The 22,052-nt window shown below is 46.1% G+C and carries 19 protein-coding genes; 3 read left to right on the top strand and 16 right to left on the bottom strand.

The features are described from left to right. Positions 1–129: 129 nt before the first annotated feature. Together DF182_RS15785 and rsmA are read right to left on the bottom strand one after the other, a co-directional pair. On the bottom strand, positions 130–1,059 hold the full coding sequence (locus DF182_RS15785) for an NAD(P)-dependent oxidoreductase (protein ID WP_113616562.1): 930 nt from the start codon (positions 1,057–1,059) through the stop codon (positions 130–132). After that, on the bottom strand, positions 1,056–1,808 hold the full coding sequence (rsmA, locus tag DF182_RS15780; protein WP_113616561.1) for a 16S rRNA (adenine(1518)-N(6)/adenine(1519)-N(6))-dimethyltransferase RsmA: 753 nt from the start codon (positions 1,806–1,808) through the stop codon (positions 1,056–1,058). Before rsmA ends, DF182_RS15785 begins: the two co-directional genes overlap by 4 nt. A gap of 79 nt (positions 1,809–1,887) precedes the next feature. On the opposite strand from rsmA, the gene pdxA reads away from it, so the two are divergent. Further along, a complete protein-coding gene (gene pdxA, locus DF182_RS15775) occupies positions 1,888–2,949 on the top strand; it encodes a 4-hydroxythreonine-4-phosphate dehydrogenase PdxA (protein WP_113616918.1) in 1,062 nt (353 codons plus the stop codon). 4 nt (positions 2,950–2,953) lie between these two features. On the opposite strand, the gene DF182_RS15770 is transcribed toward pdxA, so the two are convergent. From DF182_RS15770 to DF182_RS15710, 13 genes are all read right to left on the bottom strand, one after another. Continuing rightward, positions 2,954–3,256: a winged helix-turn-helix domain-containing protein gene (locus DF182_RS15770; RefSeq protein ID WP_113616559.1), complete on the bottom strand. Its 303-nt coding sequence runs from the start codon at positions 3,254–3,256 to the stop codon at positions 2,954–2,956. 125 nt (positions 3,257–3,381) lie between these two features. Continuing rightward, positions 3,382–4,029: a hypothetical protein gene (locus DF182_RS15765; RefSeq protein WP_113616558.1), complete on the bottom strand. Its 648-nt coding sequence runs from the start codon at positions 4,027–4,029 to the stop codon at positions 3,382–3,384. Between the two features lie 12 nt (positions 4,030–4,041). Further along, positions 4,042–6,198: a TonB-dependent receptor gene (locus DF182_RS15760; RefSeq protein ID WP_113616556.1), complete on the bottom strand. Its 2,157-nt coding sequence runs from the start codon at positions 6,196–6,198 to the stop codon at positions 4,042–4,044. A 110-nt stretch (positions 6,199–6,308) separates the two neighbouring features. Further along, on the bottom strand, positions 6,309–8,018 hold the full coding sequence (locus DF182_RS15755; protein ID WP_113616554.1) for a tetratricopeptide repeat protein: 1,710 nt from the start codon (positions 8,016–8,018) through the stop codon (positions 6,309–6,311). A gap of 11 nt (positions 8,019–8,029) precedes the next feature. Continuing rightward, positions 8,030–9,031, bottom strand: coding sequence for a PorP/SprF family type IX secretion system membrane protein (locus DF182_RS15750; RefSeq protein ID WP_113616552.1), 1,002 nt, complete (start codon positions 9,029–9,031; stop codon positions 8,030–8,032). Between the two features lie 162 nt (positions 9,032–9,193). Further along, positions 9,194–9,388 carry a hypothetical protein gene (locus tag DF182_RS15745; RefSeq protein WP_113616550.1) on the bottom strand — a complete coding sequence of 65 codons (195 nt, stop codon included), beginning with the start codon at positions 9,386–9,388 and terminating at the stop codon, positions 9,194–9,196. Between the two features lie 380 nt (positions 9,389–9,768). Further along, the gene (atpA, locus tag DF182_RS15740; protein WP_113616548.1) at positions 9,769–11,346 is read right to left on the bottom strand and encodes a F0F1 ATP synthase subunit alpha; all 1,578 of its coding nucleotides are present in this window, start codon (positions 11,344–11,346) and stop codon (positions 9,769–9,771) included. An 82-nt stretch (positions 11,347–11,428) separates the two neighbouring features. After that, a complete protein-coding gene (atpH, locus tag DF182_RS15735) occupies positions 11,429–11,989 on the bottom strand; it encodes an ATP synthase F1 subunit delta (RefSeq protein ID WP_113616546.1) in 561 nt (186 codons plus the stop codon). Between the two features lie 60 nt (positions 11,990–12,049). After that, positions 12,050–12,544: a F0F1 ATP synthase subunit B gene (atpF, locus tag DF182_RS15730; protein WP_113616545.1), complete on the bottom strand. Its 495-nt coding sequence runs from the start codon at positions 12,542–12,544 to the stop codon at positions 12,050–12,052. 145 nt (positions 12,545–12,689) lie between these two features. Then, positions 12,690–12,947, bottom strand: a complete 258-nt coding sequence (gene atpE / locus DF182_RS15725; RefSeq protein ID WP_113616543.1) for an ATP synthase F0 subunit C — start codon at positions 12,945–12,947, stop codon at positions 12,690–12,692. 37 nt (positions 12,948–12,984) lie between these two features. Beyond that, a complete protein-coding gene (atpB, locus tag DF182_RS15720; protein ID WP_245957453.1) occupies positions 12,985–14,106 on the bottom strand; it encodes a F0F1 ATP synthase subunit A in 1,122 nt (373 codons plus the stop codon). A 265-nt stretch (positions 14,107–14,371) separates the two neighbouring features. Continuing rightward, complete coding sequence (locus tag DF182_RS15715) at positions 14,372–16,132, bottom strand: ABC transporter ATP-binding protein (RefSeq protein WP_113616539.1); 1,761 nt, start codon at positions 16,130–16,132, stop codon at positions 14,372–14,374. A 148-nt stretch (positions 16,133–16,280) separates the two neighbouring features. After that, entirely contained in the window at positions 16,281–18,485 is a 2,205-nt protein-coding gene (locus DF182_RS15710; protein WP_113616538.1) for a hypothetical protein, read from the bottom strand. A 267-nt stretch (positions 18,486–18,752) separates the two neighbouring features. Here DF182_RS15710 and DF182_RS15705 point away from each other — a divergent pair, with 267 nt between their 5' ends. Then, positions 18,753–19,436: a response regulator transcription factor gene (locus DF182_RS15705; RefSeq protein WP_113616537.1), complete on the top strand. Its 684-nt coding sequence runs from the start codon at positions 18,753–18,755 to the stop codon at positions 19,434–19,436. A gap of 182 nt (positions 19,437–19,618) precedes the next feature. Continuing rightward, positions 19,619–20,677 carry a sensor histidine kinase gene (locus DF182_RS15700; protein WP_170148833.1) on the top strand — a complete coding sequence of 353 codons (1,059 nt, stop codon included), beginning with the start codon at positions 19,619–19,621 and terminating at the stop codon, positions 20,675–20,677. Positions 20,678–20,679: 2 nt separating this feature from the next. Here the strand turns inward: DF182_RS15700 and DF182_RS15695 are convergent, their stop codons facing one another. Then, on the bottom strand, positions 20,680–22,008 hold the full coding sequence (locus DF182_RS15695) for a porin (protein ID WP_245957452.1): 1,329 nt from the start codon (positions 22,006–22,008) through the stop codon (positions 20,680–20,682). Positions 22,009–22,052 lie beyond the last annotated feature (44 nt).

Below are 22,052 nucleotides of genomic sequence, written 5' to 3'. Positions count from 1 at the left end.
ACAGAAGCGTTGTTTACTGGTTATTGCAAATATAATAAATTTTGGATAAAGAAAAAACCATCACCTTTCCGAATTAAAACAATTGAAAATCAATGATTTAATTCGGAATCGCAAATCCAGGGACGGGATTTACAGGATATTTAGTTTTTCCAGCACGATACGTGCCATCTTAATGCTTGCCTCATGGGAATAACCCGCTATATGCGGTGTTACCACTACATTTTTTGCCTTCAGCAACCAGGCCAGCTGGTCCTTCTCCTCCGGTGAATAACTGCCTAGCTTTTCATTTTCCAATACATCCAGACAGGCCCCGCCAATAATACCCTGCTCCAGGGCGGAGATCAGGTCAGGTGTATTCACCAGCTTACCCCTGGCGGTGTTCATAAACCAAACCGGTTTATCGAAAGACCGGAAAAAGTCCGCATTGGCAATATGCCGGGTTTCTTCCGTCAACGGCAGATGCAGACTCACCACATCAGCGTTGTGAAAAATATCAGCCATGGTGGCCTCTTTCACATCAGCGGTTCCAAAACCTTTCCGATACTTATCGTAAGCCAGGATATTTACATCAAAACCTTTCAGTTTGCGTGCAAAGGCACTACCGGTATTACCGTAGCCGATAATACCTACTGTACGGCCATTGAGCTCATAACCCCGGTTACCATCGCGTTCCCAGATGCCTTCCCGCAGTTCCAGGCTGCTTTTCAGCAGGTTATTGAGCAGGCAGAGCAACATTCCCACGGCCTGTTCGCCTACCGCGTCACGGTTGCCTTCCGGACTGCTGACACAACGAATACCCTTGCTTTCGGCATAGGGCACGTCAATCAGCTCCATACCGGAACCCAGGCGGCCTATCCATTCCAGCTGCCGTGCATGATCTAAAATATGCTTATCCACCTTGATACGGGTGGTGACAATCAGCCCCGTACAATCCTTAATAGCACTGTACACTTCGTCATAGGAAATGGAAGGCTCATATACAACCTCAAAGCCCTTGTTCTTCAACTGGTCTGTTAAATATGGGTGTACTTTGGCGGTAATTAATACTTTTCTGCTCATATCATCTTGTGGGATAATGCTGCAAAATCAGCAACAGTCAACTCTTCGGCCCTCTTAGTAAAAATAGGGTCCTGCAAGGTTTCCTTATCGAATAATGGTTTCAGCGGATTACGAAGCTGCTTGCGGCGTTGGTTGAAAGCTGTTTTCACCAGCACCTTGAACTTTCGTTCAGAGACGATGTCTGCCGGCTGCTCCAGCCGGGTAAGCCGGATCACAGCCGACTTTACCTTGGGAGGCGGATTGAAACAGTTTTCATGCACCTCGAACAGATATTCTACCTTGTAAAAGGCCTGTATCAGCACACTCAGGATACCATACTCCTTGCTGCCGTGTGCCGAGGCGATACGGACGGCCACTTCCTTCTGGAACATCCCTACTGCCACATCCACATGATCCCGCCATTCGAGCAGCTTAAACATGATTTGTGTAGAGATGTTGTAAGGGAAATTACCGATCAAACGGAACTGCCCTTCAAAAGGGAGCTCGGCATCCAGAATGCTTTCATTCACCAGCTTGCCACGGATGGCAGGAAAGGTTTTCTCAAGATATACCACCTTCTCCCTGTCCAGCTCTACCGCCTTAAAATGAATGTCAGGCAGCTGTAACAGATACTTGGTAATAGCCCCGCCACCAGGGCCCACTTCCAGCACTTGCTGGCCTTCAACTACAGGTAAGGACTCCACAATTCTCCTGCACATATTCTCATCTGTGAGGAAATGCTGTCCCAGCGATTTTTTTAATGTATACATGCGTAGGAGCAAAGATAACCCGTTTATGCCAAAAGTGCTGGAAACTGGCTATATTTGCCTTTCATTGGAGGCAATCAGTATGAGCAATTTACAGATCAACAAACCGGTTATCGGCATCACCATTGGTGATATCAACAGCATTGGCGCAGAAATCATCATCAAAACATTTCTGGACAACAGAATGATGGAATTCTGCACTCCGGTCATTTTCGCATCTAACAAAACCATCAACTTCTACCGGAAGCTGATGAATGAAAATAGCTTCAACTATCAGTCTATCAAGGATTTCACCCGCCTGAACCATAAACAGGTGAATGTGTACAACTGCTGGGAAGAAGAGGTGCAGATCACGCCCGGTATACTGAACGAAGCCGGAGGCAAATATGCCGCCCGTGCCCTCGAAGTAGCCATCCAATGCCTGAAAGACGGTCACATACAAGGTCTGGTGACTGCCCCCATCCATAAAAACAACATACAAAGCCAGCAATTTAACTATACCGGTCATACTCCCTACCTCAAAGCTGCCTTCGATGCTAAAGACGTACTGATGTTTATGACTGCGGATAACATGCGCGTTGGCCTCCTCACCGAGCATGTACCACTGGCGGACGTATCCAAATATGTGACCAAAGAAAACATCCTGGCCAAGTTACAACTGATGAAAGAAAGCCTGGTAAAGGATTTCGGGATAGATAAACCTCGTATTGCCATCCTGGGGCTCAACCCTCATGCAGGTGATGAAGGACTGATTGGAAAAGAAGAAATAGAACAGATCATTCCAGCTATCCGCCAGGCCAAAAGCAATGGTACGCTCTGCTTTGGTCCTTACAGTGCGGATGCTTTTTTTGCCCGGGAAATGTATGTCAAATTTGACGGCGTACTGGCCATGTATCACGATCAGGGCCTGATACCCTTTAAATCCCTCGCCAGTGGAGAAGGTATCAACTATACTGCCGGCCTGGGTATTGTACGTACTTCGCCCGACCACGGCACCGCCTTCGATATCGCAGGAAAAAATGTGGCAGATCCCAGCTCCTTCAGACAGGCTATCTTTACCTGCCTCGACATACTGGAACAACGGGAACGTTATGCAGAGAACACCAGAAATCCGTTAAAGAAAACGGAACTGGCCTCCGAATAAACGATCAGCGTCCCGACTTATTAATCTTCAGATAAGACTGTATCGAACTGACATAGTTCTCAAACGCCTTTCTGCCGGCGGCCGTTATCTTACAAACGGTCTGCGGATAATTGTCCCTGAACTGCTTGATCACTTCTATATAGGAAGCATCCCGCAATTTATTGATCTGTACACTCAGATTACCGGCTGTTGCATTCGTTTTCTCTTTCAGCAAAGTAAACTCCGCTTCCTTTTCACTCAACAAAACGTTCATAATTGCCAGTCGCAACTGTGAGTGTAACACCGGGTCCAGATCCTTAAAATCCATGGTCTCAGATATTAGTTAGCATTCAAATAGTGAAAACACAAAGGAGCAAAGATAACAAAGTGCCCGTAGTGAAAGGCTTTGGGCCCTTCACTACTTTGCATGCTTCGCTCCTTTGTGTAAAAATCTTACTGGGCTTTACTCAACAGCTCTTTTGCATAAGGCTCACCCCAATGAGGAGCGATGGCGCTGTCTGATTTAAATGCAGCATATTTCTGCATGGCAGTTTCCAACATGGTTTTAGCCTTGGTTTTGCTGCCACCAAACTGCTCAGGAGTAAACAGCAGCGATTGTCCCATTAGCAGGTATACCCTCGGATTTTCAGGATTATAGGTTTTGGCCAGCTGAATCTGCTGTCCGGCTTCCATGCCATATTTCATCCCTCTGGAGGCTGGGTCTACCATCAGCCGTGCAGAAGCTACCAGCGAACGAACACAGGCTATTTCAGAATTTTTGGAACTCAGCGCCTCAGCCTTGTCCAGGTTGACAGAAGCTTTGTCGGCCAGCTCATCTGTCTTGCTCTTGTCCTGGCTCACAAAACACATCATTACCTGACAGTAGGCAGCATAGTAATAAGGCAACCATTGTGTTTTTTCTACTTCAGCAATACGCTCAAAGGTATTGGCTTTGGCCAGCAGTACCGTCGGATCAACAGCACTGTTGCTATCGAGATCGCTGGTCTGTTTTAACATGGCATCCTGGTATTGGGCAGATTGTGCGACAGCAGCCGTTGCCAGCCCACTGATCAGAAAAAGGGAAAGAAATAAGCGTTTCATATGTGTTTGGAATTAAAAGTTATTAAGGACATCTTGTCTTCTGTCTGTTCCGATGCTCATGAACATGCCAATATAAACAAACCGCGGCAGGTTGGGCGTGATTTCTCCGCGACGCAGTCCATCACTGGAATAATGATAGCCGTATACCTGTTTATTGCCCGGCGCATTGCTGACAGACAATACAAAAACGGTAAACGCCTTGCGGATAGTAGTAAGGTAACTGGCGCTCACCCCTAATGCATGATAATCAATGGTCTTCTCGGACATAAACTTGTCTGCCGGCAGGTTGGGATTAAAGTAGGGCCGGCCGGTGGCGAAAGTGTAGGTAAATCCAAGATTCGTGGCCAGTTTCGGGAAAAAATGCTTGTATACCAGACTGGCCGTATGTGTAGCCGCAAAATCAGGCTGTACCTCTTTAGGAAAATTCAGGTAATCCCTTTTTGTATCGAGATAGGAATAAGATATCCAGTAATCTACGTTCTTAAACGTTTTCCGGTCACGCCAGAAAATCTCCACGCCCTGCGCATAGCCTTTACCGTTATTATTATAATTCGGTATTGTTTTTACCAGGTCGGTGTATTTTTTATAAAAGATCTCCGTACGGAAAGTGTAGTCAGAGGCTACCCGCTGGAAACTGGCAATATAGTGTGTGGCTTTCATATAGCCGAGCCCGTGGTCAAAGCGGATATACTGCGGCTCCGGCTTCTGATAATAATCGCCATAGGCAATGGAAAACTGACTGAGGGTATTCAGCTTGTAAGCAAGGGACAAACGGGGAGCTATGTTCATCCTTTCCAGTACAGAAGAGTATTCTGCCCGCCCACCAACACGGCCAACAAAAGAGGGCGTGAAATAAATATCTGCCTCCGTAAAACCAGCGACATAGTTGTCGGCATAATTAAACGGTGTACGGTTAAAGGAAAATTTCTCTGTAGCATATTGATATTCACCACCCAGCCGCAGCGAAGAAAACTGTCCTAAGTTGCGGGTAAACATCACACGTGACTGGCTGAGCGTGGACTGTATCCTTATTTCTGTTGGCACCGGCGCTTTGATCAGTGTATCTGTATTGATATTGTCTGAATTGGTACTGAAAGAGGCGCCGATATACAGTCGCCAGTCACGGCCCAGGTTTTCCTTATAGGTCATATTCGTATAGATGTTACCGTTACGAACTTTATAAGATTCCGTATCACCGGGATATTCAATACTGGGCGAACTAAAACCTAATTTTCCCCAGTTGCCGTAGCCATAAAACTTCAGCAGACCAGTGGAAGAAGTTTTCCTTCTGAAATTCATCGAAGCAGTAACAAACTCCGGTCCCAGATTAGGCGTCTGCCGGGGGTTTGTTACACTATAATAGGGTGACAGATTAGTATAGTCTCCTTCCACGCCCCAGGAAGTTTTTTTGTCTTTGGAAAGATTCTCCAAGCCTCCGCTGACACCAATAACGGAAAGGCCTATACTCGCGGAAGAACGCTGTGGCAGATCGTTGGATTCCAGTACCAACGCAGAAGACAGCGCCTGACCGTACTGGGCGGAATAACCACCACTGCTGAAAGTAGTTCCTTTAAAGAGAAACGGAGAGAAACGCCCGCGTCCTGGTATATCCGGTGTAGTGGAAGCATAAGGATTCCGTACCAGCATACCATCTATCAGTGTCTGGGTTTCGTATCCTGTACCACCTCTGACAAAAAGCCCTTCGCGGTCGTTAGCCTGTTGCGCTCCGGGCAGTGTTTTGATCGCATTGGTAATATCAGCGCCAGCACCGGCCGTGGTGACAATATCCAGTGGTTTCAGCACGGTTCCTTTTTTACTATCGCTGGCTTCAAAACTGCCGGCCGAAATAGTTACCAGCCGCAGTGCATTCACATCATTCCTCAATATCACAGATAACTGCTCAGCGTTATCGGTACTGATTTTTATTTCCAGCAACTGATAACCTGTCAACACTGCTGTCAATACCTGATCACCAGTGGCATCGGTAGTAAAGGAAAAACCGCCGTCAGCCTTGCTGGTAGCGCCATCGTAAGTACCTTTGATGGATATGTTTACACCCGGCAACGGATGTTTTTTACTGTCTGTTACTTTACCGCTGATCTTATGCTGCGCCAGCAATGCAAATGGTAAAAAGATAAATAGGAATAGATAGAGGTTGACCTTCAACATACTTTTGGAGTTAGGCAGGATCGAAGATAAACTAGTTTATATTATAAACAAAATAAGGAAAGAAAAAGTTTATATAAAATTGATTATCAATATCATATAAACCAATCGAGTTATTTTCTATGTCTCCTGCTCTTGGGTACAGGCTGACCCTTTTTATGTTTGGAAGAATGTTTAGGAGCATGTTTGGATGGATGTTTACGCACTTTTTCCCGGATAACAGGCTTGCTGCTGGTTTCAGGACAGATTGTTTTATATACCGGCTCAGATCCGGTCATATTATGGGTATCAAAAGCCAGGCTCTCCACATGGTCAGGGTAGTGTACCCGTATGATATATTCTGCATTGGGTTCCAGCTTGGCCGTTATCTTTTCTGACGGAGCGGCAATCATATAACACCAACCCATGTCACGGGTTTTATTATACAGATATACACAGGTGTTGGTATAGGTACAGATGTCTACGGTAAGGGGTATACGCAGTAGCGGAACAGGCAGTGGTTGTAGTTCAGGCAGGGCCGGTGGCAGGCTAAAGCTATAGATATCATCGCCACCCATACCACCTGGCCTGTTGGATGAAATAAAGCCTTCATGCACAGTTTGTGGTACATAACAAAAGTCATCACTACTGGAATTAAAGGGTAGCATCAGGTTAACAGGCACCGTCCAATCGCTTCTGTTACCGGTGGTGGCAAACACATCATAGCCACCAAGACCGGGCAGGCCTTTACTGGCATAATACAGCATTTCATGGGAGCCTGCTACGGGAAACGCTTCATCATCTGTTGTATTGATTACGCGTCCGCAATTCCGGGGTTGGCCCCAGGTGTTGTCGGTTTGTTTTTCACAATACCATATGTCCGTTCCGCCGGTGCCACCGGGCATATCGGAGGTGAAATACAGGATATTGCCGGATTCGTTCAATGCTGCATGTCCCAGCGAGTAGTCGTTACTGTTATAGGGGAAGGTCATGGGAGCCTGCCACTGGTTGTTTTTACGGACAAAAACGAGCAGTCTAAGCTGACGCGTACCATAAACCGGTTTTTCCTTTTTATCGTATGGCACCCTCCTGGCCGGGTCCGTCACGGTAACATAGGCGGTGTCGCCTGCCGGTGTAAAACATACTGGTCCTACATGGAAGGGATAGTTGTTGATAAATGCAGAAAAGTCTTTTACATAACCAATACCGCTCCGGTTATCTTCTGCTTCATACAGTTTTCCATAACCTGCATTGTTGCGCCCATAGCGGCGCCGGGTTCCTTTGATATACCAGATATTCCTACGGACACTGTCAGACACAAATACAACACGATTCCCATACCAGGTGCTTCCCCAGTCATTTTTCCCGGTATTGATGCCCGTTTCATTTTTTAATGGAATGGGTGCAGGGCTGGCAGCCCATTTTATAGCAGAATCGCATCCTGCGATACGGGACGCCACCCGCTGTTGGTCAGGGTATTGCTGATATTGCCGCCTGGCGTCTTCATATTGTCCCAGACATTTCAGCATATCGGCATAATGCAGGCGGGCTTCCGCATCATTGGGGTTTTCCTGCAACAATTGTCCATACCAGTAGGTAGCTTTATCGTACTGGTTAAATAGTCGGTAAGAGTCCGCCAGTCTTTCCTTGATCTCATGTGCATGTCTGCGTCCTTCGCGGGTACGTAGTAGTTTTTCATAGAGGCCTGCGGCCTGCGCATATTCTTCTCTTCTGAAATGTACGTCTGCCGTTTTGCTGATGGCTGGCTGTTCCTGGGCTGCAGCTATGTGTGCTATGCATAACAGTACACCAACTTTTAAACAATTGATCAATGATTTTCTCATGCCTGCATATTTTAAAAGTACCGGGGACTCATAGTACGGGATTGATATTTTTTACTGTTGAAGAGAAAGCCTACTGAGATTTCGTGTGACCCTTGCTGATAGCTGGCCATTTTGTTGATAGTGATATCGTATGAATAACCAATACGGAGCTGCGGTGTGGCGTAAAACTCTACCAGTGCGCTGGCGGCATCCAGTTGTTCCAGATCATTGGCCAGTGCGGGTTTACTCCATAACTTCACGCCGGTACGATAGGAACCACCTATCCATAGCTTTTCGGCTATCAGTAAAAATGCGTTGATATCCAGGTTCGTGGGGCCTTTAAAATCTTCTTTCACCATCAACGATGGTTTCAGTTTGAGGTTTTCCGAAAGATTCAGCAGATAACCGGCAGTCAGATACAGATGCTGGGTCTTTCGCAAGGTGCTGTAATTATATCCACCCCAGTAGTAGTTGACTTTGGAGGTATATAGAGAAAACAGGTCCATAACGGAAGCGCCGATATAAAACTTAGGCGTATAGTAATACACTCCAAAGCGGGCGTCAGGAACTATTTTAGAGGTTTTGCCCTGTGGGATGGCCTGGTCCAGGTCGTCTACAAACTTCAGTGCGTTACCATCTACACTGTACTGGGTAATACCTCCGCCCAGGCCTATACACAGGCGCCGGGTATCATCAGGGTCGAGCGGGATGCGGTAGGAGTAAAAACCGTATGCCGACAGGTTTTCCTGAGGCCCCAGTTTATCATACATCACCTGTGCTCCTACTCCCACTCTTTCGTCTTTGGCATTTGTAAGACCGTCGATGGAGACACCTGCCGTTTGTGGTGCTCCGGGGAAGTTAACCCACTGATGGCGGTAAATGGCATTCAGATACCAGTCCTGCTTGTATCCTGCATATGCCGGGTTTACACTCAGGCCATTGAATATATACTGGCTGAACTGAACATTTTGTTGTCCGGCGGCTGTCAGTAGCCCTAAGCAGCCTAATACAAATAATAGGAGTCGCTTTGTCATATATGTGGACCATTTTATATGATTACCTGCCTCATTTTATCCAGCCTTATATGTCTTCTGTCTGTTCCTGATGGTACTAACGGTGAAGTATAAACAACAAAAAGGAAACCGGTGTTCACGAACTTGTAAATCTGGTCGTTGGGTTCTGCTACTATCCTTTTTCTATAGTACCAGGAAAAGCAGGGCTGCACCACTCCTGGTGGTGTTGCTGATGGAGTTTCCCTGAAATTTTTCTATGCTGATAAGTTGTCTGTCTGTTGTCAGTAACAGGCAGGCATATACGGGGAACGGGGCATCTGCCCTTCTGCATAACCATATTTTTACTGCGTATACAAACAATCGTAAACATACATCCATAGACAAACTGTTTAAGACATAGTATCTCAGGCCGGGACACAAACAGTCATAGCTTCACATGCAAACCAGGGACACGATAAAATGAGAAAAAAAGATTGTAAAAAGGTTGTCTAAAGGGGCGGTGAGGTCATGAACGGGGGCAAAACATCAATGTGAATTTTGGTTTATCACGTTCTCATTGTCAATCAAATATAACGTGGTCGTCCCAATAAATAAAAAAAATTTATGATCGGACAACATCTAAAAACCTGAAAACAAATAATATGGAAATATTTTTATATTTCATGTTTTCTACAATCGAAATATTTATACCATAAATAAAGAAGCCTCTGCCATGAACCGGCAGAGGCTTCTATTATAAAAAATAGCTAATTACGATCTTAAACGAACCTTGGTTTCAGTTCATTAGCCAGGGTAACCATTTTCTTGGTGCCTTCTTCAGACAGTTTACCGCTTTTGAATTCGGCCAGTACTTCTGGTAAGCGAACCTGCATTTCATTCAGGAAAGCTTCTTCGAAAGCGCGAACTTGTTTAACCGGAACATCACGCAGGAGACCTTTGGTACCCAGGTAGATGATGGCAACTTGTTTTTCTACAGGCAGCGGGCTGAACTGTGCTTGTTTCAGGATTTCCACGTTACGGGCACCTTTGTCGATAACTGCTTTGGTAGCAGCATCCAGGTCACCACCGAATTTGGAGAAGGCCTCCATTTCGCGGTATTGAGCCTGGTCGAGTTTCAGGGTACCGGATACAGATTTCATGGATTTGATCTGAGCGTTACCACCCACGCGGCTTACGGAGATACCTACGTTGATCGCAGGACGTACACCGGCGTTGAACAGGTTACCTTCCAGGAAGATCTGACCATCGGTGATGGAGATTACGTTGGTAGGGATGTACGCAGATACGTCAGATGCCTGTGTTTCGATGATCGGCAATGCAGTGAGGGAACCACCACCTTTTACCAGATGTTTGATAGACTCAGGCAGATCGTTCATTTGTTTTGCGATCTCATCGTTGTTGATGATTTTCGCAGCACGCTCGAGCAGACGGCTATGCAGGTAGAATACGTCACCAGGATAAGCTTCACGACCAGGAGGACGTTTCAGCAGCAGGGACACCTCACGGTAAGCAACGGCCTGTTTAGACAGATCATCGTATACGATCAGGGCTGGACGGCCGCTGTCACGGAAGAACTCACCGATAGCAGCACCGGCAAATGGAGCGTAGAACTGCAGCGGAGCTGGTTCAGATGCAGAAGCAGCAACGATTACAGTGTAAGCCATTGCACCAGCTTCCTGTAAAGTTTTCATTACACCCGCAACGGTAGATGCTTTCTGACCTACAGCTACGTATATGCAGAACACAGGTTTACCTGCTTCATAAAATTCTTTCTGGTTGATGATGGTATCGATACAGATAGCAGTTTTACCTGTCTGACGGTCACCGATTACCAGCTCACGCTGACCACGGCCGATAGGAATCATCGCATCGATCGCTTTGATACCAGTCTGCAGTGGTTCTTTAACTGGTTCGCGGTACAGTACACCTGGTGCTTTACGCTCCAGTGGCATTTCATACAGCTGACCAGTGATAGGGCCTTTACCATCGATTGGTTCGCCCAGTGTATTTACCACACGTCCTACCATGCCTTCGCCCACGTTGATGGAAGCGATTTTACCGGTACGACGTACTTTATCTCCTTCTTTAATGTCCTGAGATCCACCCATCAAAACCACACCTACGTTATCTTCTTCCAGGTTCAATGCAATTGCTTTTACGCCATTGCCGAATTCAACCAGTTCACCATAACGCACATTACCCAAACCGTAGATGCGGGCGATACCATCACCCACCGACAATACTGTGCCTACCTCTTCGAGATCGGCAGTAGCATTGAAGTTGCTTAACTGCTGGCGTAATATCGCCGAAATTTCATCAGGTTTAATATCAACCATAATTATGATTTTAAAAAAAGTCGTTAGAAAAGTTTATATAACGACAACAGCTTTGCGTGTACGCAGCGGCTGCTGTTTTTAATTAACGTATTGCGGATACGTAAATATTCTTGCTGAATTGTTTTTTGATATCGTGCAGATCGCGGGCAACGGAAGCATCAAACAGCTTGTCGTTTGCTTCGAGTACAAAACCACCAATCAGCTCTTCGTTTACAGCTGTTTCCAGTTGCACCTGCTGCGGAACCTCGCTGGCCACTTTCTGACGGATTGTTTCCAGAGTAGCGTTGTCCAGTGTTACAGCTGTAGTAATTTTTACAATACTGATGTTTTTGATGACATTGTACTGACGGGTGAATTCTACCGCCATTTCGGGCAGGCAGCTTTCACGTGTTTTATTGATCAGCAGGTTGATGAAAGCCAGGGTGGTAGCATTTACTCTACCTTCCAGGATGGCCGCCATGATTTTCTGCTTTTTATCAGCCTTGATAATCGGGCTTTTGAGCAAATTCACCACATCGCGGTTGGATTTCACCAGTTGCTGCAGGAACAGCATGTCGTTATGCACCGCTTCCAGCTGGCCCTTTTCCTGAACCAGGTCTATCAATGATTTTGCATACCTAGATGCTAAACGGGGATTCTGCATATAGCTTATAGCTTTTAGCCGTCGGCCTCCGGCAGATACCGAAGGCCAACAGTTAATATCTTAATTCAGTTTAATTTCTCCAGCCAGTTGTTTCACGTAAGATTCCTGAGCTGTTTTATCAGCCAGTTCTCTTCTCAACACTTTCTCAGCCACTTCAATTACAAGCGCACCTACCTGGTTTTTCACATCAGTCAGCGCTGCCAGTTTTTGATTTTCAATCGCTGTATAAGCTTCGCTGATGATTTTTTTGGCTTCTGCCTGCGCCTGTGCTTTCGCCTCGCTGATGATAACATCTTTCGCGTCTTTCGCCTCTTTCAGGATTTTGCTTCTTTCAGCTTTAGCTTCAGCCAGTACATGCTCGTGCTCAGCTTTCATCTGCGCCATCTCTTCCTTCACTCTTTCAGCGGAGGCAATGGAATCTGCGATAGAGCCTTCCCTTTCTTTCAAAACTGCCAGGATCGGAGTCCATGCAAATTTTTTCAGGATCAGAAATACGATGATGAAAATGACGAATGAGATAAGAAACAAGCCCAACGCGGGTATCAACAGATCCATGTTATATGAATTTTATTTATTTTGATTTGATATTTATCGGTTTCAGGAAGTGACGGAAATCAACCCATCTCTTAATAATCCAATGGCCAAATGAAAGATTACTGCATCCATTGCCCTGTGCTCCGGATGCAGTAAAAAGTTTGGCTTACAGAACTACCGCCAGCAGACCAGCGATTACACCGAAGAGGGCAACACCCTCAACCAGCGCAGCAGCCAGGATCATGTTTGCACGGATGTCGTTAGCAGCTTCTGGTTGACGAGCGATAGACTCCAGAGCGCTTTTACCAATGTTGCCCACACCGATACCAGCAGCGATAGCAGCGATACCAGCGCCTACAGCGCCACCAGCTTTAGCTAAACCAGATACTGCAGCAGCCTGCAATAATACAGTCAAAAGTGCCATAATGAATATGTATTTGTATTTAAGAAATTACGATTGATTAGTGGTGATCATCATGTCCGCCTTCCATTGCCTGGCCGATAAAAACTGCTGTCAGGTTGGCAAAGATAAAGGCCTGGATAAAGGCAACCAGCAGCTCCAGCATCATCATCACGATGTTGAAAGCGATAGTTATCGGCAGGAAGCCATAACCAGCCACCTTGCTTAAAGATCCAAAGATGAACACCAGGGAAATAATACTCAGGATGATGATGTGACCCGCCAGAATGTTGGCAAACAACCTGATTGCCAGTGATACCGGCTTGGTAATCACACCGATCAGCTCTACCGGAGCCAGGATAACCTTCACGCCTCCAGGTACAGGAGGATTAAAGATATGCCCCCAGAAATGTTTGTTGGTAGAGAACATAGTAGCTATAAAGCTGATGATAGCCAGCGCAGTAGTCACAGCGATGTTACCGGTTACGTTGGCAGAACCAGGTAACAGACCTAACAGGTTGTTAATCAGGATGAAGAAGAAAATAGTCAGTATAAACGGAGTATATCTCTCAGCTTTACCAGGAATATTTGGTTTTACCACCTCATCACGGATGAAGATGATTACCGGCTCTATCAGGCTCTGGAAGCCTTTAGGCGCTTTTTTGGAACCACGCAGGCGGTAAGCCTTCGCTACATTCAGCATCAGAACGATCAGCAGCACAGCCGCAATGATCATAGAAGTGATGTTTTTGGTAATAGAGAAATCGTAGATCTCCTCGCCGGTTGGCATGTCGTTCGCATCTACTGCGATCACCTTGCCGTCTGTATATTTAGCCGGGTCCAGTCCTTTCTCATGAACATAGTGAGCGTTTACCAGACGGTAACCGTCATGTGCTTCATGACCATGATGAAACTGGGAAGAAGAAAATACAGAAAGTCCACGTGTAGGATTATAAATAATCACTGGCAGCGGAATGGTCGCATGCGTTTCGCCTATGCTGAACAGATGCCAGTCATGTGCGTCCTTAACGTGTCCGAGAATTACTTCCTTAGCATCAAATTTTTTTGGTTCTTCAGCTGCTGCTTCCTGATGAGTTGCTGGCTCGGTACCGCCCTCATTGTGTGCTGCATAGGAAAAATTACCAAAACTGTGAAGGCCTAAAACCATCACAAGTGCTACCATTCTATGTTTGAACTTACTGAAAGAAATCACCGTTTTCTGAAATTTTGCGCAAAGATAAACGTTTTTATCTCAAAAATTCAGCGACTATGCAAAAAACTATGGAGATATTGTATATACATTGATAACCAGCAGCTTATATCCCTAATAAAACATCGCTGCTGCCCAGGAAAAGCACATAAAAATTGATCCTTCTCCCAGCAATCTACCATATATATTTTTTTATCATTTGTGGTACTGAAACATTACAGCAGTCTCCCCTGCTCTACTATACTTTGTTGGCATTAAACTGCATACTATGCAACTTGAAATAAAACCCTTCCAGCTTCAACAGCTCCTCATGGGTTCCCATCTCCTTGATTTCTCCCTTGTCCAGCACAATGATCTTATCCGCCTTACTGATGGTAGACAACCTGTGCGCAATAATCACCGCCGTCCGGTCGGCAATCAGCTTGTCGATGGCATTTTGTATCATCATCTCTGACTCAGTATCAACAGAAGAGGTCGCTTCATCCAGTATCAGAATAGCCGGATTGTACAACAACGCCCTCACAAAGGAAATCAGCTGCCGCTGCCCCAACGATAAGGTACTTCCCCTTTCCATCACCTGATAATCATAGCCTCCGGGCAACTGCATGATAAAATCATGTATCCCGATCAGCTTTGAAGCCTCTTCCACCTGCTCCCGTGTAATGGCACTGTTGTGCAGCGTGATGTTATCGTAGATGGAACCGGAAAACAGGAACACATCCTGCAATACCACCCCGATCTTGCTGCGCAGCGCCTCCAGGGAATAGGCCGGTAGTTCTATATCATCAATCTTAATGCTTCCCTTCTGGATTTCATACAACCTGTTCAGGATGCTGATAATAGTCGTCTTACCAGATCCGGTGTGCCCTACAATGGCTATCGTATCACCTGGTTTGGCCTGAAAAGTAATATCCTTCAGCACATAGCGGTCTTCTACATAAGCAAAAGACACATGATCAAATGTAATGGCGCCCTGCATCTTGTCTGCCGCCTGATGGCCCCTGTCGGGGATATAGTCCTGGTTGTCCAGTACCTTAAACACACGCTCGCTGGCTACCATGCCCATCTGCAGGGTGTTAAACTTATCCGCCAGCATCCGCAGCGGACGGAACAACATATTCAGGTACATGATAAAGGCAATCATTACCCCCTGGGTCACTTCATAGTTCAGCACCTTGTTGGAACCCCACCATACCATCAGCCCCAGGGAAATAGCCAGGATGATTTCTACCACCGGGAAAAACACAGAGTAAGCGAAAATGGCGTCAATATTGGCTCTCCGGTGCTCTTTGTTGATATGCTTAAAACGGGCAAACTCCCGCTTCTCTGCTGTAAAAGCCTGTACTACCACCATACCGGTGAGATGTTCCTGTACAAAGGCATTCAGCGCAGACACCGCATTTCTGACACGGTAAAAGGATTTGTTGACACTCTCCTTAAACACATAAGTCGCGAAAATCAATATTGGAAACGGAGAAAGGCTGACCAGCGTCAAACGCCAGTCTTCCAAAAACATCACCACCAGGATGGCCACGATCGTCAGCAAGTCAGATACGATGGAAATAATACCTTCCGAAAACACATCATTGATGGCTTCGATATCATTCACGGTACGGGTGGTGAGCGTACCGATCGGTGTTTTATCAAAAAACGCCAGGTTGAGGCGGATAATCTTTTTGTAGACGGTCACCCGCAGATCCTTTACCACAGACTGTCCCAGCCAGTTGGTGAGATAAGAGAAATAAAACCTTACAACACTTTCGAGCAGCAGTAAAACAATCTGCACGATGGTAACGGTTACGAGCATACGAGTCAGCTGATTCGCAATGTATTTATCTACGGTAACCTGGATCAGATAGGGCCTTAGCGGGGAGATAACCGCAAAAATCACCGTCATCACCATGGACAGATATAAAGCCCGTTTATAAGGCGCCGCGAACGTGAAGATGCGTCGTAACAAACTAAAATCAAATACTTTCTTTACGGCCAGATTTTCCAAGGGATCGATGTTTAAAACTATATAACAAACCTAGTACAAAAATGCGAAAAGCTTCTGCGACTTTTACCAGCGGCGCCTGCAGTACATAAAAGAAGCCCGCCAGGCAAGAGCAGGCGGGCTTCGTTATCTTTAGCAGACATTACAGGAATTATTTCTTCCCGCTGTCTTTCATAATTTGTCTGTATGCTTTGATGAAGATGGCGCCCAGGTTTTTGTGCGGTGGCACATAGTCACTGAACAGCTCTTTATTACGGGCATCTGGTGCAAACTTCTTGGCCAGCTGAGCCCACATTACTACCCAGTCTACATTTTTACCGGAACGAACTACATCTTCCAGGCTGTGGATGATCGGTTCGTTTACAAAGCGGGTACCTACCTGTTTGGAGGAGATGATATGCGCTTCCGGTGATTTCTCCAGTACTACAGCCAGGTTGTGGTAACCACCGCAGGAACCCAGTACTACTATCTTGGCAGAACTTTGCAGGTTTTCCAGTGTAGTGTTGATATGATAACTGTGTCCACGGTGAATGAAGATGGTAGGATGAATATCGTTTTCGTCCAGGTATTCAGACAGTCGCTGGATGGCTTCCTTATCACCAGGTTCATCTATTGGCAGATTGGCGTAGATGGTGGTGGGCTTGCCTTTCAGCGAAGTGATGGTTGCATAATACTTGTTCTTCACCACTTTCCATTCTGATGACGGGAAGTTGGTCATGAAGCTGGCGAAAGATTCCTGTCCGTCTTTATCTCCATAGAAAAATACCTGCTGGAATACACGGCCACTATCGCTTTGCAGGGCGCTGTGATCGACGTAATTGATCGGAGGCAGTGAAAATTCAGCAGCGATGTCAGTCGCTTTGGTAGAATCGTTTTCACCTTTGGCAGATTCTGTTTCGAAGAGGCTGCTGAGCAATTGATAGATCACGGTACCTCTTCTGTCGTTATGTTTTCTTACATAAGCCAGGTTTTTCTTTACTTCTGCTCTCAGGAAGTTGAGCAGTTTTTCATCCCGGATGCTACCGAAGGAGTTAGCCACGTCCACCGCATCTTCCAGGTCTTCTGTTTTTTCCAGGTTCTGCACGTACTTCTGCATCAGGTAGTTGGCGTTTTCAGGCGCCATAGATTTCAGGAAGTTGTCCAGGGTATTGAAACCCGCTGCCATCGCGATAAATTTCTTGAAGCGGTCGAAGTTGACCATCATCAGTAAACTATCGCCACGAGGAGGTTTCATACGTACCATCATCTGGTCATACAAACCGGCATTGTTATGATTGGTATAGCTGGAAGTAAACAGTTCTTCCTGACCGTTGATGATCAGGTAGTATAGCTCTTCAGGAGTGAATTCCTTCACGATACGGAAGCGCACGTTGGCGGGTTCTTCGTGCAGATCGTTCACCTCGCGGATATACAGCAGTGATTTGGCCTGCATGTTTTCCATCATGGCTTTCATACCGTAGGTAGACAGTCCTTCATTTTTGCGTTTCTGCAGCGCGATGGTGGCCTTCACCATTTGTTTGTAATACTGGTAATCGTTTGATACTATTTTCTCCAGTTTCTCCACCGTGGTGTTACCAGCCATCAGCTCATCGATGAAAGGCAGGATTTTGGTACTCTGGGAAGATTGACCGATACGGACGATCTGTTGTACGATCGGGTCCGGATTTCTTTTGATGACATTGGCCATCGGCGTATAGGAAGTAGCATAGGTCAATACCTGATTGGGGTATTTACGTGCTACGGCCGCCACGATTGAGTCAACGCCCGGGTAGTGCAGATAGTCCTGCAGCTTGGGCATTACGGTATCCAGATTATTGAAGGCATATTTGGTGAATACGTCGCCTTTAGCTTCGGTATAGCCCGGATTGTCGTGAAATACTTCGATAATACGCTCTGATCCTTCGAAAGAGAGATTTTTGATGTAGGGAGCGATGCTTTTACCACCGATATCGGCATGCATCATGTCGCGGTAGGCGGTAATGATGGCCGGAGCTTCTTCCGGTTCAATACGGCCTCTGGCTCTTTTAACATTATAGTCTCTCAGCACCGAATAAAGACCGGTGAGATATTTTACTTTCAGACGATGATCAAGCGCTCCGTCGGCTTCTATAGATGATTGCATATCATCTACCTGCTTCATGAGGGCATTGGTCACTTGCAGGTTAATTGTCTGATCTTCAGACACTTTTACAAAATCATCCGCTTTACCATCGAATTTTGCGGCAGCTGCTTGTTCCTTGTCGATGTTGTCATGTATCCCTTGTCTCGTTATAGGTATCTGTGAATGAACACTTTGTGCGTGTACCCAACTGCCTTGAGAAGCTGCGAGTAAAAGGATGAATAGAAATTTTCTCATTGTAGATGTACTTTTCACTCCGACCAAATAGCAAATTTACAACCAATTTATCATAGCTGCGAAGGATCAGCTGCTATTGTATCAGAATCAGAAATATACGGATAGAAAAATATATAGATATCATATACTGCTAAAATTCTATGTAACTTGCTGGCATTCAACAGAAAAAAGAGTGGTATTGAATTAACAATTTCATAATGTTAATTTTCCATTAATCACGGAACCGGCTGTTTAATTTTGTGCCGTCTTTATTAAAGCAAATTTTTTATGGTAGACCAAGCGGTTGCAGGTAAAATACTGGTAGTAGATGATGAGTTGGACATCCTGGAAATTATCAGCTACAATCTCAAATCGGCAGGTTACGACACCGTAACGGCAAAAGACGGCAGCGAGGCTATACAGAAAGCAAAAATATTCCGGCCCGACCTGATCATGCTGGATATAATGATGCCGAACAAGAATGGCATCGACACCTGTCGAGAACTCAGGAAGCTCCCAGATTTCAAAGATACCATGGTGCTGTTTCTGACAGCGCTCAACGATGAAAAATCTGAAATTGACGGTTTAAACATGGGCGCCGATGACTATATCGCCAAGCCTATTAAACCCAAATTACTGGTAAGCCGTATCAACGCTCTTTTCCGCCGCCTGCATAAAGCAGAAGAAACACAGGTGCAGCTGGGCGATCTGATCATAGACCGGGAAAAATTCACCGTTACCTACAAAGGTCAGGAAATCATACTTGCCAAAAAGGAATTCGAGCTGTTACAGCTACTCGCCTCCAAACCAGGTCGTGTATTCCTGCGCAACGAGATCCTTAACCAGGTATGGGGTACAGAAGTGATCGTTGGTGACCGAACCATCGATGTACATATTCGTAAAATACGGCAGAAAATAGGGATCGACCTAATCACCACCGTAAAAGGAGTAGGTTATAAATTTGAAATGTAAGCGGATAGCGCAGACTCCTGAAAAAATAAAATTCCTCTGACGGAAACCCGGTATTTCCTCCACCAGAACTATTGTTAACCGTAAGCGACCCATTCCCGGCGCTGACGGTGAATGGCTTTTTTATGGCAAGAAAGAAATTTAAAGTAATTTCCCACTATTATACTAATTACTCACTCTGGAGTATGTTTAAAGCAAAAAACCTGTCCCCGCAAAAACTGGCGGGATTTACAGCCTTGGTGCTATCAGCCATAATAGCACTCGGCAGCTACCTGGTGGATGGTAACTGGAAAATAGTATTGGGAGCTTTCCTCCTCACTTTCCTGGTATCTTACTACCTCTATCTGTATACGCTACAGAACTTCATCTACAGAAAGATAAAACTCATCTACAAGTTTATCTATCAAACCAAAGCGTCCAAAAGAGAAGAGTTTTTCCATAAAAACATCCTTCCCCTGAAGACCATTGAAGAGGTAAGCGAAGATGTGGAAAAGTGGGCCAGCCAGAAAAAGGAAGAACTGGAAAACCTGCGTCGTAATGAAGCTTTCCGGAAAGAGTTCCTGCTCAACCTGTCACATGAGCTTAAAACGCCCATTTTCGCAGTACAGGGCTACATCCACACCCTGCTGGACGGCGCCCTTGAAGATCCGGCAGTGAATAAACTGTTCCTGAAAAACGCTACCAAAAATATCGACCGTCTTTGCCGTCTGATAGACGACCTGGATGAAATCTCCAAGCTGGAAAGCGGCGAGATGACCATCAACAGTGAGACTTTCGTTATCCAGGACCTGTTGAAAGACGTGTTCGACACACTCTCTCTGAAAGCCAATACCAAAGGCATTAAATTCAGCATCAAAAAAGGTTGCGAAGCGCCTGTCCCTGTACTGGCCGACAAGGAAAAAATCCGTCAGGTACTCATTAACCTGGTAGACAACTCCATCAAATACGGCAAACCAGACGGCCACACCGTAGCCAGCATCTACAACATGGATGACAAAAGGGTGCTGGTGGAAATCTCTGACGACGGTATCGGTATGGCGGAAGAACATCTCCCCCGCGTATTTGAACGTTTTTACCGGACAGACCGGGCACGCAGCCGCGATATCGGCGGTACAGGCCTGGGGCTGGCCATCGTAAAACATATCGTGGAAGCACACGACCAGTCCATCACCGTACGTAGTAAACCGGAGATAGGCAGCACATTCGGCTTTACGATGGAAGCCGGCAAAGAATCAATGTTGTAATATCAGAAGCGGAACTGCATCCGGCAGGTCAGCACATTATCCTTCACATCGGAGGTAAAGCCTGCCAGACTTGTATTTTCATTCTCCACCCAATCGTAGTACACCATAAACTTCAGGTGTTCGTTGGCGTAGTATATATATCCCAGACCCAGGGTATTGTAGCGGATATCTGCTGCAGTCAGGTTGGAGTCGGGAGCGCCGATTTCTTTTCCTTTTACATCCTTATTGGGGTCGTACCAGTCGTATTTGACTACCAGCTGATGCCGGTCACTGGCCAGATTTTGTATAAAATACAGATAAGCACCATCAAAGCGCCGGATATATAACGGCAGGCGGTTACCCTGCGCATCTGTTGGGATCACACCAGGTGTTTCTGTTGTATTCACCGTAGCTGTCTGAGTTCCGCGGATATATTCTGCCCTGAACTGGGTATATCCTCTCCCAGGCCCGTTAGGTATCTTCAGTTGTACATCGGCTCCGTAGTAATGACGGGGCGCGATCCTGCCCACATTATGCCCGCTGGAATCCAGTACAAACGCCTTTTGTCCGTTTACGGTGCCCATGCGGTAAATAGATGGAGTAAACTGCTCCATACCTCCGTACAATACAGAAACACCGGCAGACAGCACCCATTTGTTACCCTTAAAGCGATAAGGCTTCATGGCTATACGCCCGATAAAATCCTTATGACTATCGAAATCGGTAGGCCCGGTAAGTCCCTGCCCGTTGAATAGCCCCGCATCTATTTTGAGATAACGCAGGGGATGATTTTTCCGGCGAGGTTCAAAGGAGACCATTGCACCGAGGTCCCGCTCCGTTTTCATCAGTATCTGTGACATGCGGCCACGCTCCGGCGTTTCACGATCAGCAGAGGAAAGGTTTACCTCATAACCAAAAGGCCGGGCAAACATACCACCTGCCAACGAAAACATATTAAAGCGGGATTCAAACACACGACCATAGAAGTCGCGGATAAACACGCCCCGCTCTGTTCCATCAAACTGAAAGGCAAACTGCACTACCGGCATATCATTGTGGTCGTAGCGTTCATAATCCACGCGTATACGCCCACGACGCAGCGAAAAACGATTGTTGACAGCCGGAAGAAAATCGCCACCGGCATAACTGCTGATTCCTTTCGCCTCCGCCAGCTGGAACTGAGGCTGAATATAACCACTGAAACGCAGCGCGTCATATTTCTGGTACATGGCGATCATCCCTTTCCCCAGCTCTGTGGTTGTATCAATCATATCCATCAGGAATTGTGCCCTGGCAACAGAAAAAGCGCCTGATAGAAGGGCTGTCAGGAGAAGAGATCTGAACATTCGCATCAGTTCATAAAAATTTGCGCAAAAGTAGGATTTTCAGGGAGATG

Source organism: Chitinophaga flava (assembly GCF_003308995.1).
GTDB classification, from domain to species: Bacteria; Bacteroidota; Bacteroidia; order Chitinophagales; family Chitinophagaceae; genus Chitinophaga; species Chitinophaga flava.
This window is presented reverse-complemented; position numbering and strand designations above follow the sequence as displayed.

Excerpts from the sequence above, each read along its gene's own strand:
- atpH (WP_113616546.1), bottom strand. The coding sequence starts at position 11,989 with ATGCAGAATCCCCGTTTAGCATCTAGGTATGCAAAATCATTGATAGAC.
- DF182_RS15700 (WP_170148833.1), top strand. The coding sequence starts at position 19,619 with ATGTTTAAAGCAAAAAACCTGTCCCCGCAAAAACTGGCGGGATTTACA.
- DF182_RS15760 (WP_113616556.1), bottom strand. The coding sequence starts at position 6,198 with ATGTTGAAGGTCAACCTCTATCTATTCCTATTTATCTTTTTACCATTT.
- DF182_RS15750 (WP_113616552.1), bottom strand. The coding sequence starts at position 9,031 with ATGACAAAGCGACTCCTATTATTTGTATTAGGCTGCTTAGGGCTACTG.
- DF182_RS15770 (WP_113616559.1), bottom strand. The coding sequence starts at position 3,256 with ATGGATTTTAAGGATCTGGACCCGGTGTTACACTCACAGTTGCGACTG.
- DF182_RS15695 (WP_245957452.1), bottom strand. The coding sequence starts at position 22,008 with ATGCGAATGTTCAGATCTCTTCTCCTGACAGCCCTTCTATCAGGCGCT.
- DF182_RS15705 (WP_113616537.1), top strand. The coding sequence starts at position 18,753 with ATGGTAGACCAAGCGGTTGCAGGTAAAATACTGGTAGTAGATGATGAG.
- atpF (WP_113616545.1), bottom strand. The coding sequence starts at position 12,544 with ATGGATCTGTTGATACCCGCGTTGGGCTTGTTTCTTATCTCATTCGTC.
- DF182_RS15765 (WP_113616558.1), bottom strand. The coding sequence starts at position 4,029 with ATGAAACGCTTATTTCTTTCCCTTTTTCTGATCAGTGGGCTGGCAACG.
- DF182_RS15755 (WP_113616554.1), bottom strand. The coding sequence starts at position 8,018 with ATGAGAAAATCATTGATCAATTGTTTAAAAGTTGGTGTACTGTTATGC.
- pdxA (WP_113616918.1), top strand. The coding sequence starts at position 1,888 with ATGAGCAATTTACAGATCAACAAACCGGTTATCGGCATCACCATTGGT.
- DF182_RS15710 (WP_113616538.1), bottom strand. The coding sequence starts at position 18,485 with ATGAGAAAATTTCTATTCATCCTTTTACTCGCAGCTTCTCAAGGCAGT.
- DF182_RS15745 (WP_113616550.1), bottom strand. The coding sequence starts at position 9,388 with ATGGATGTATGTTTACGATTGTTTGTATACGCAGTAAAAATATGGTTA.
- DF182_RS15785 (WP_113616562.1), bottom strand. The coding sequence starts at position 1,059 with ATGAGCAGAAAAGTATTAATTACCGCCAAAGTACACCCATATTTAACA.
- atpB (WP_245957453.1), bottom strand. The coding sequence starts at position 14,106 with ATGGTAGCACTTGTGATGGTTTTAGGCCTTCACAGTTTTGGTAATTTT.
- rsmA (WP_113616561.1), bottom strand. The coding sequence starts at position 1,808 with ATGTATACATTAAAAAAATCGCTGGGACAGCATTTCCTCACAGATGAG.
- atpE (WP_113616543.1), bottom strand. The coding sequence starts at position 12,947 with ATGGCACTTTTGACTGTATTATTGCAGGCTGCTGCAGTATCTGGTTTA.
- atpA (WP_113616548.1), bottom strand. The coding sequence starts at position 11,346 with ATGGTTGATATTAAACCTGATGAAATTTCGGCGATATTACGCCAGCAG.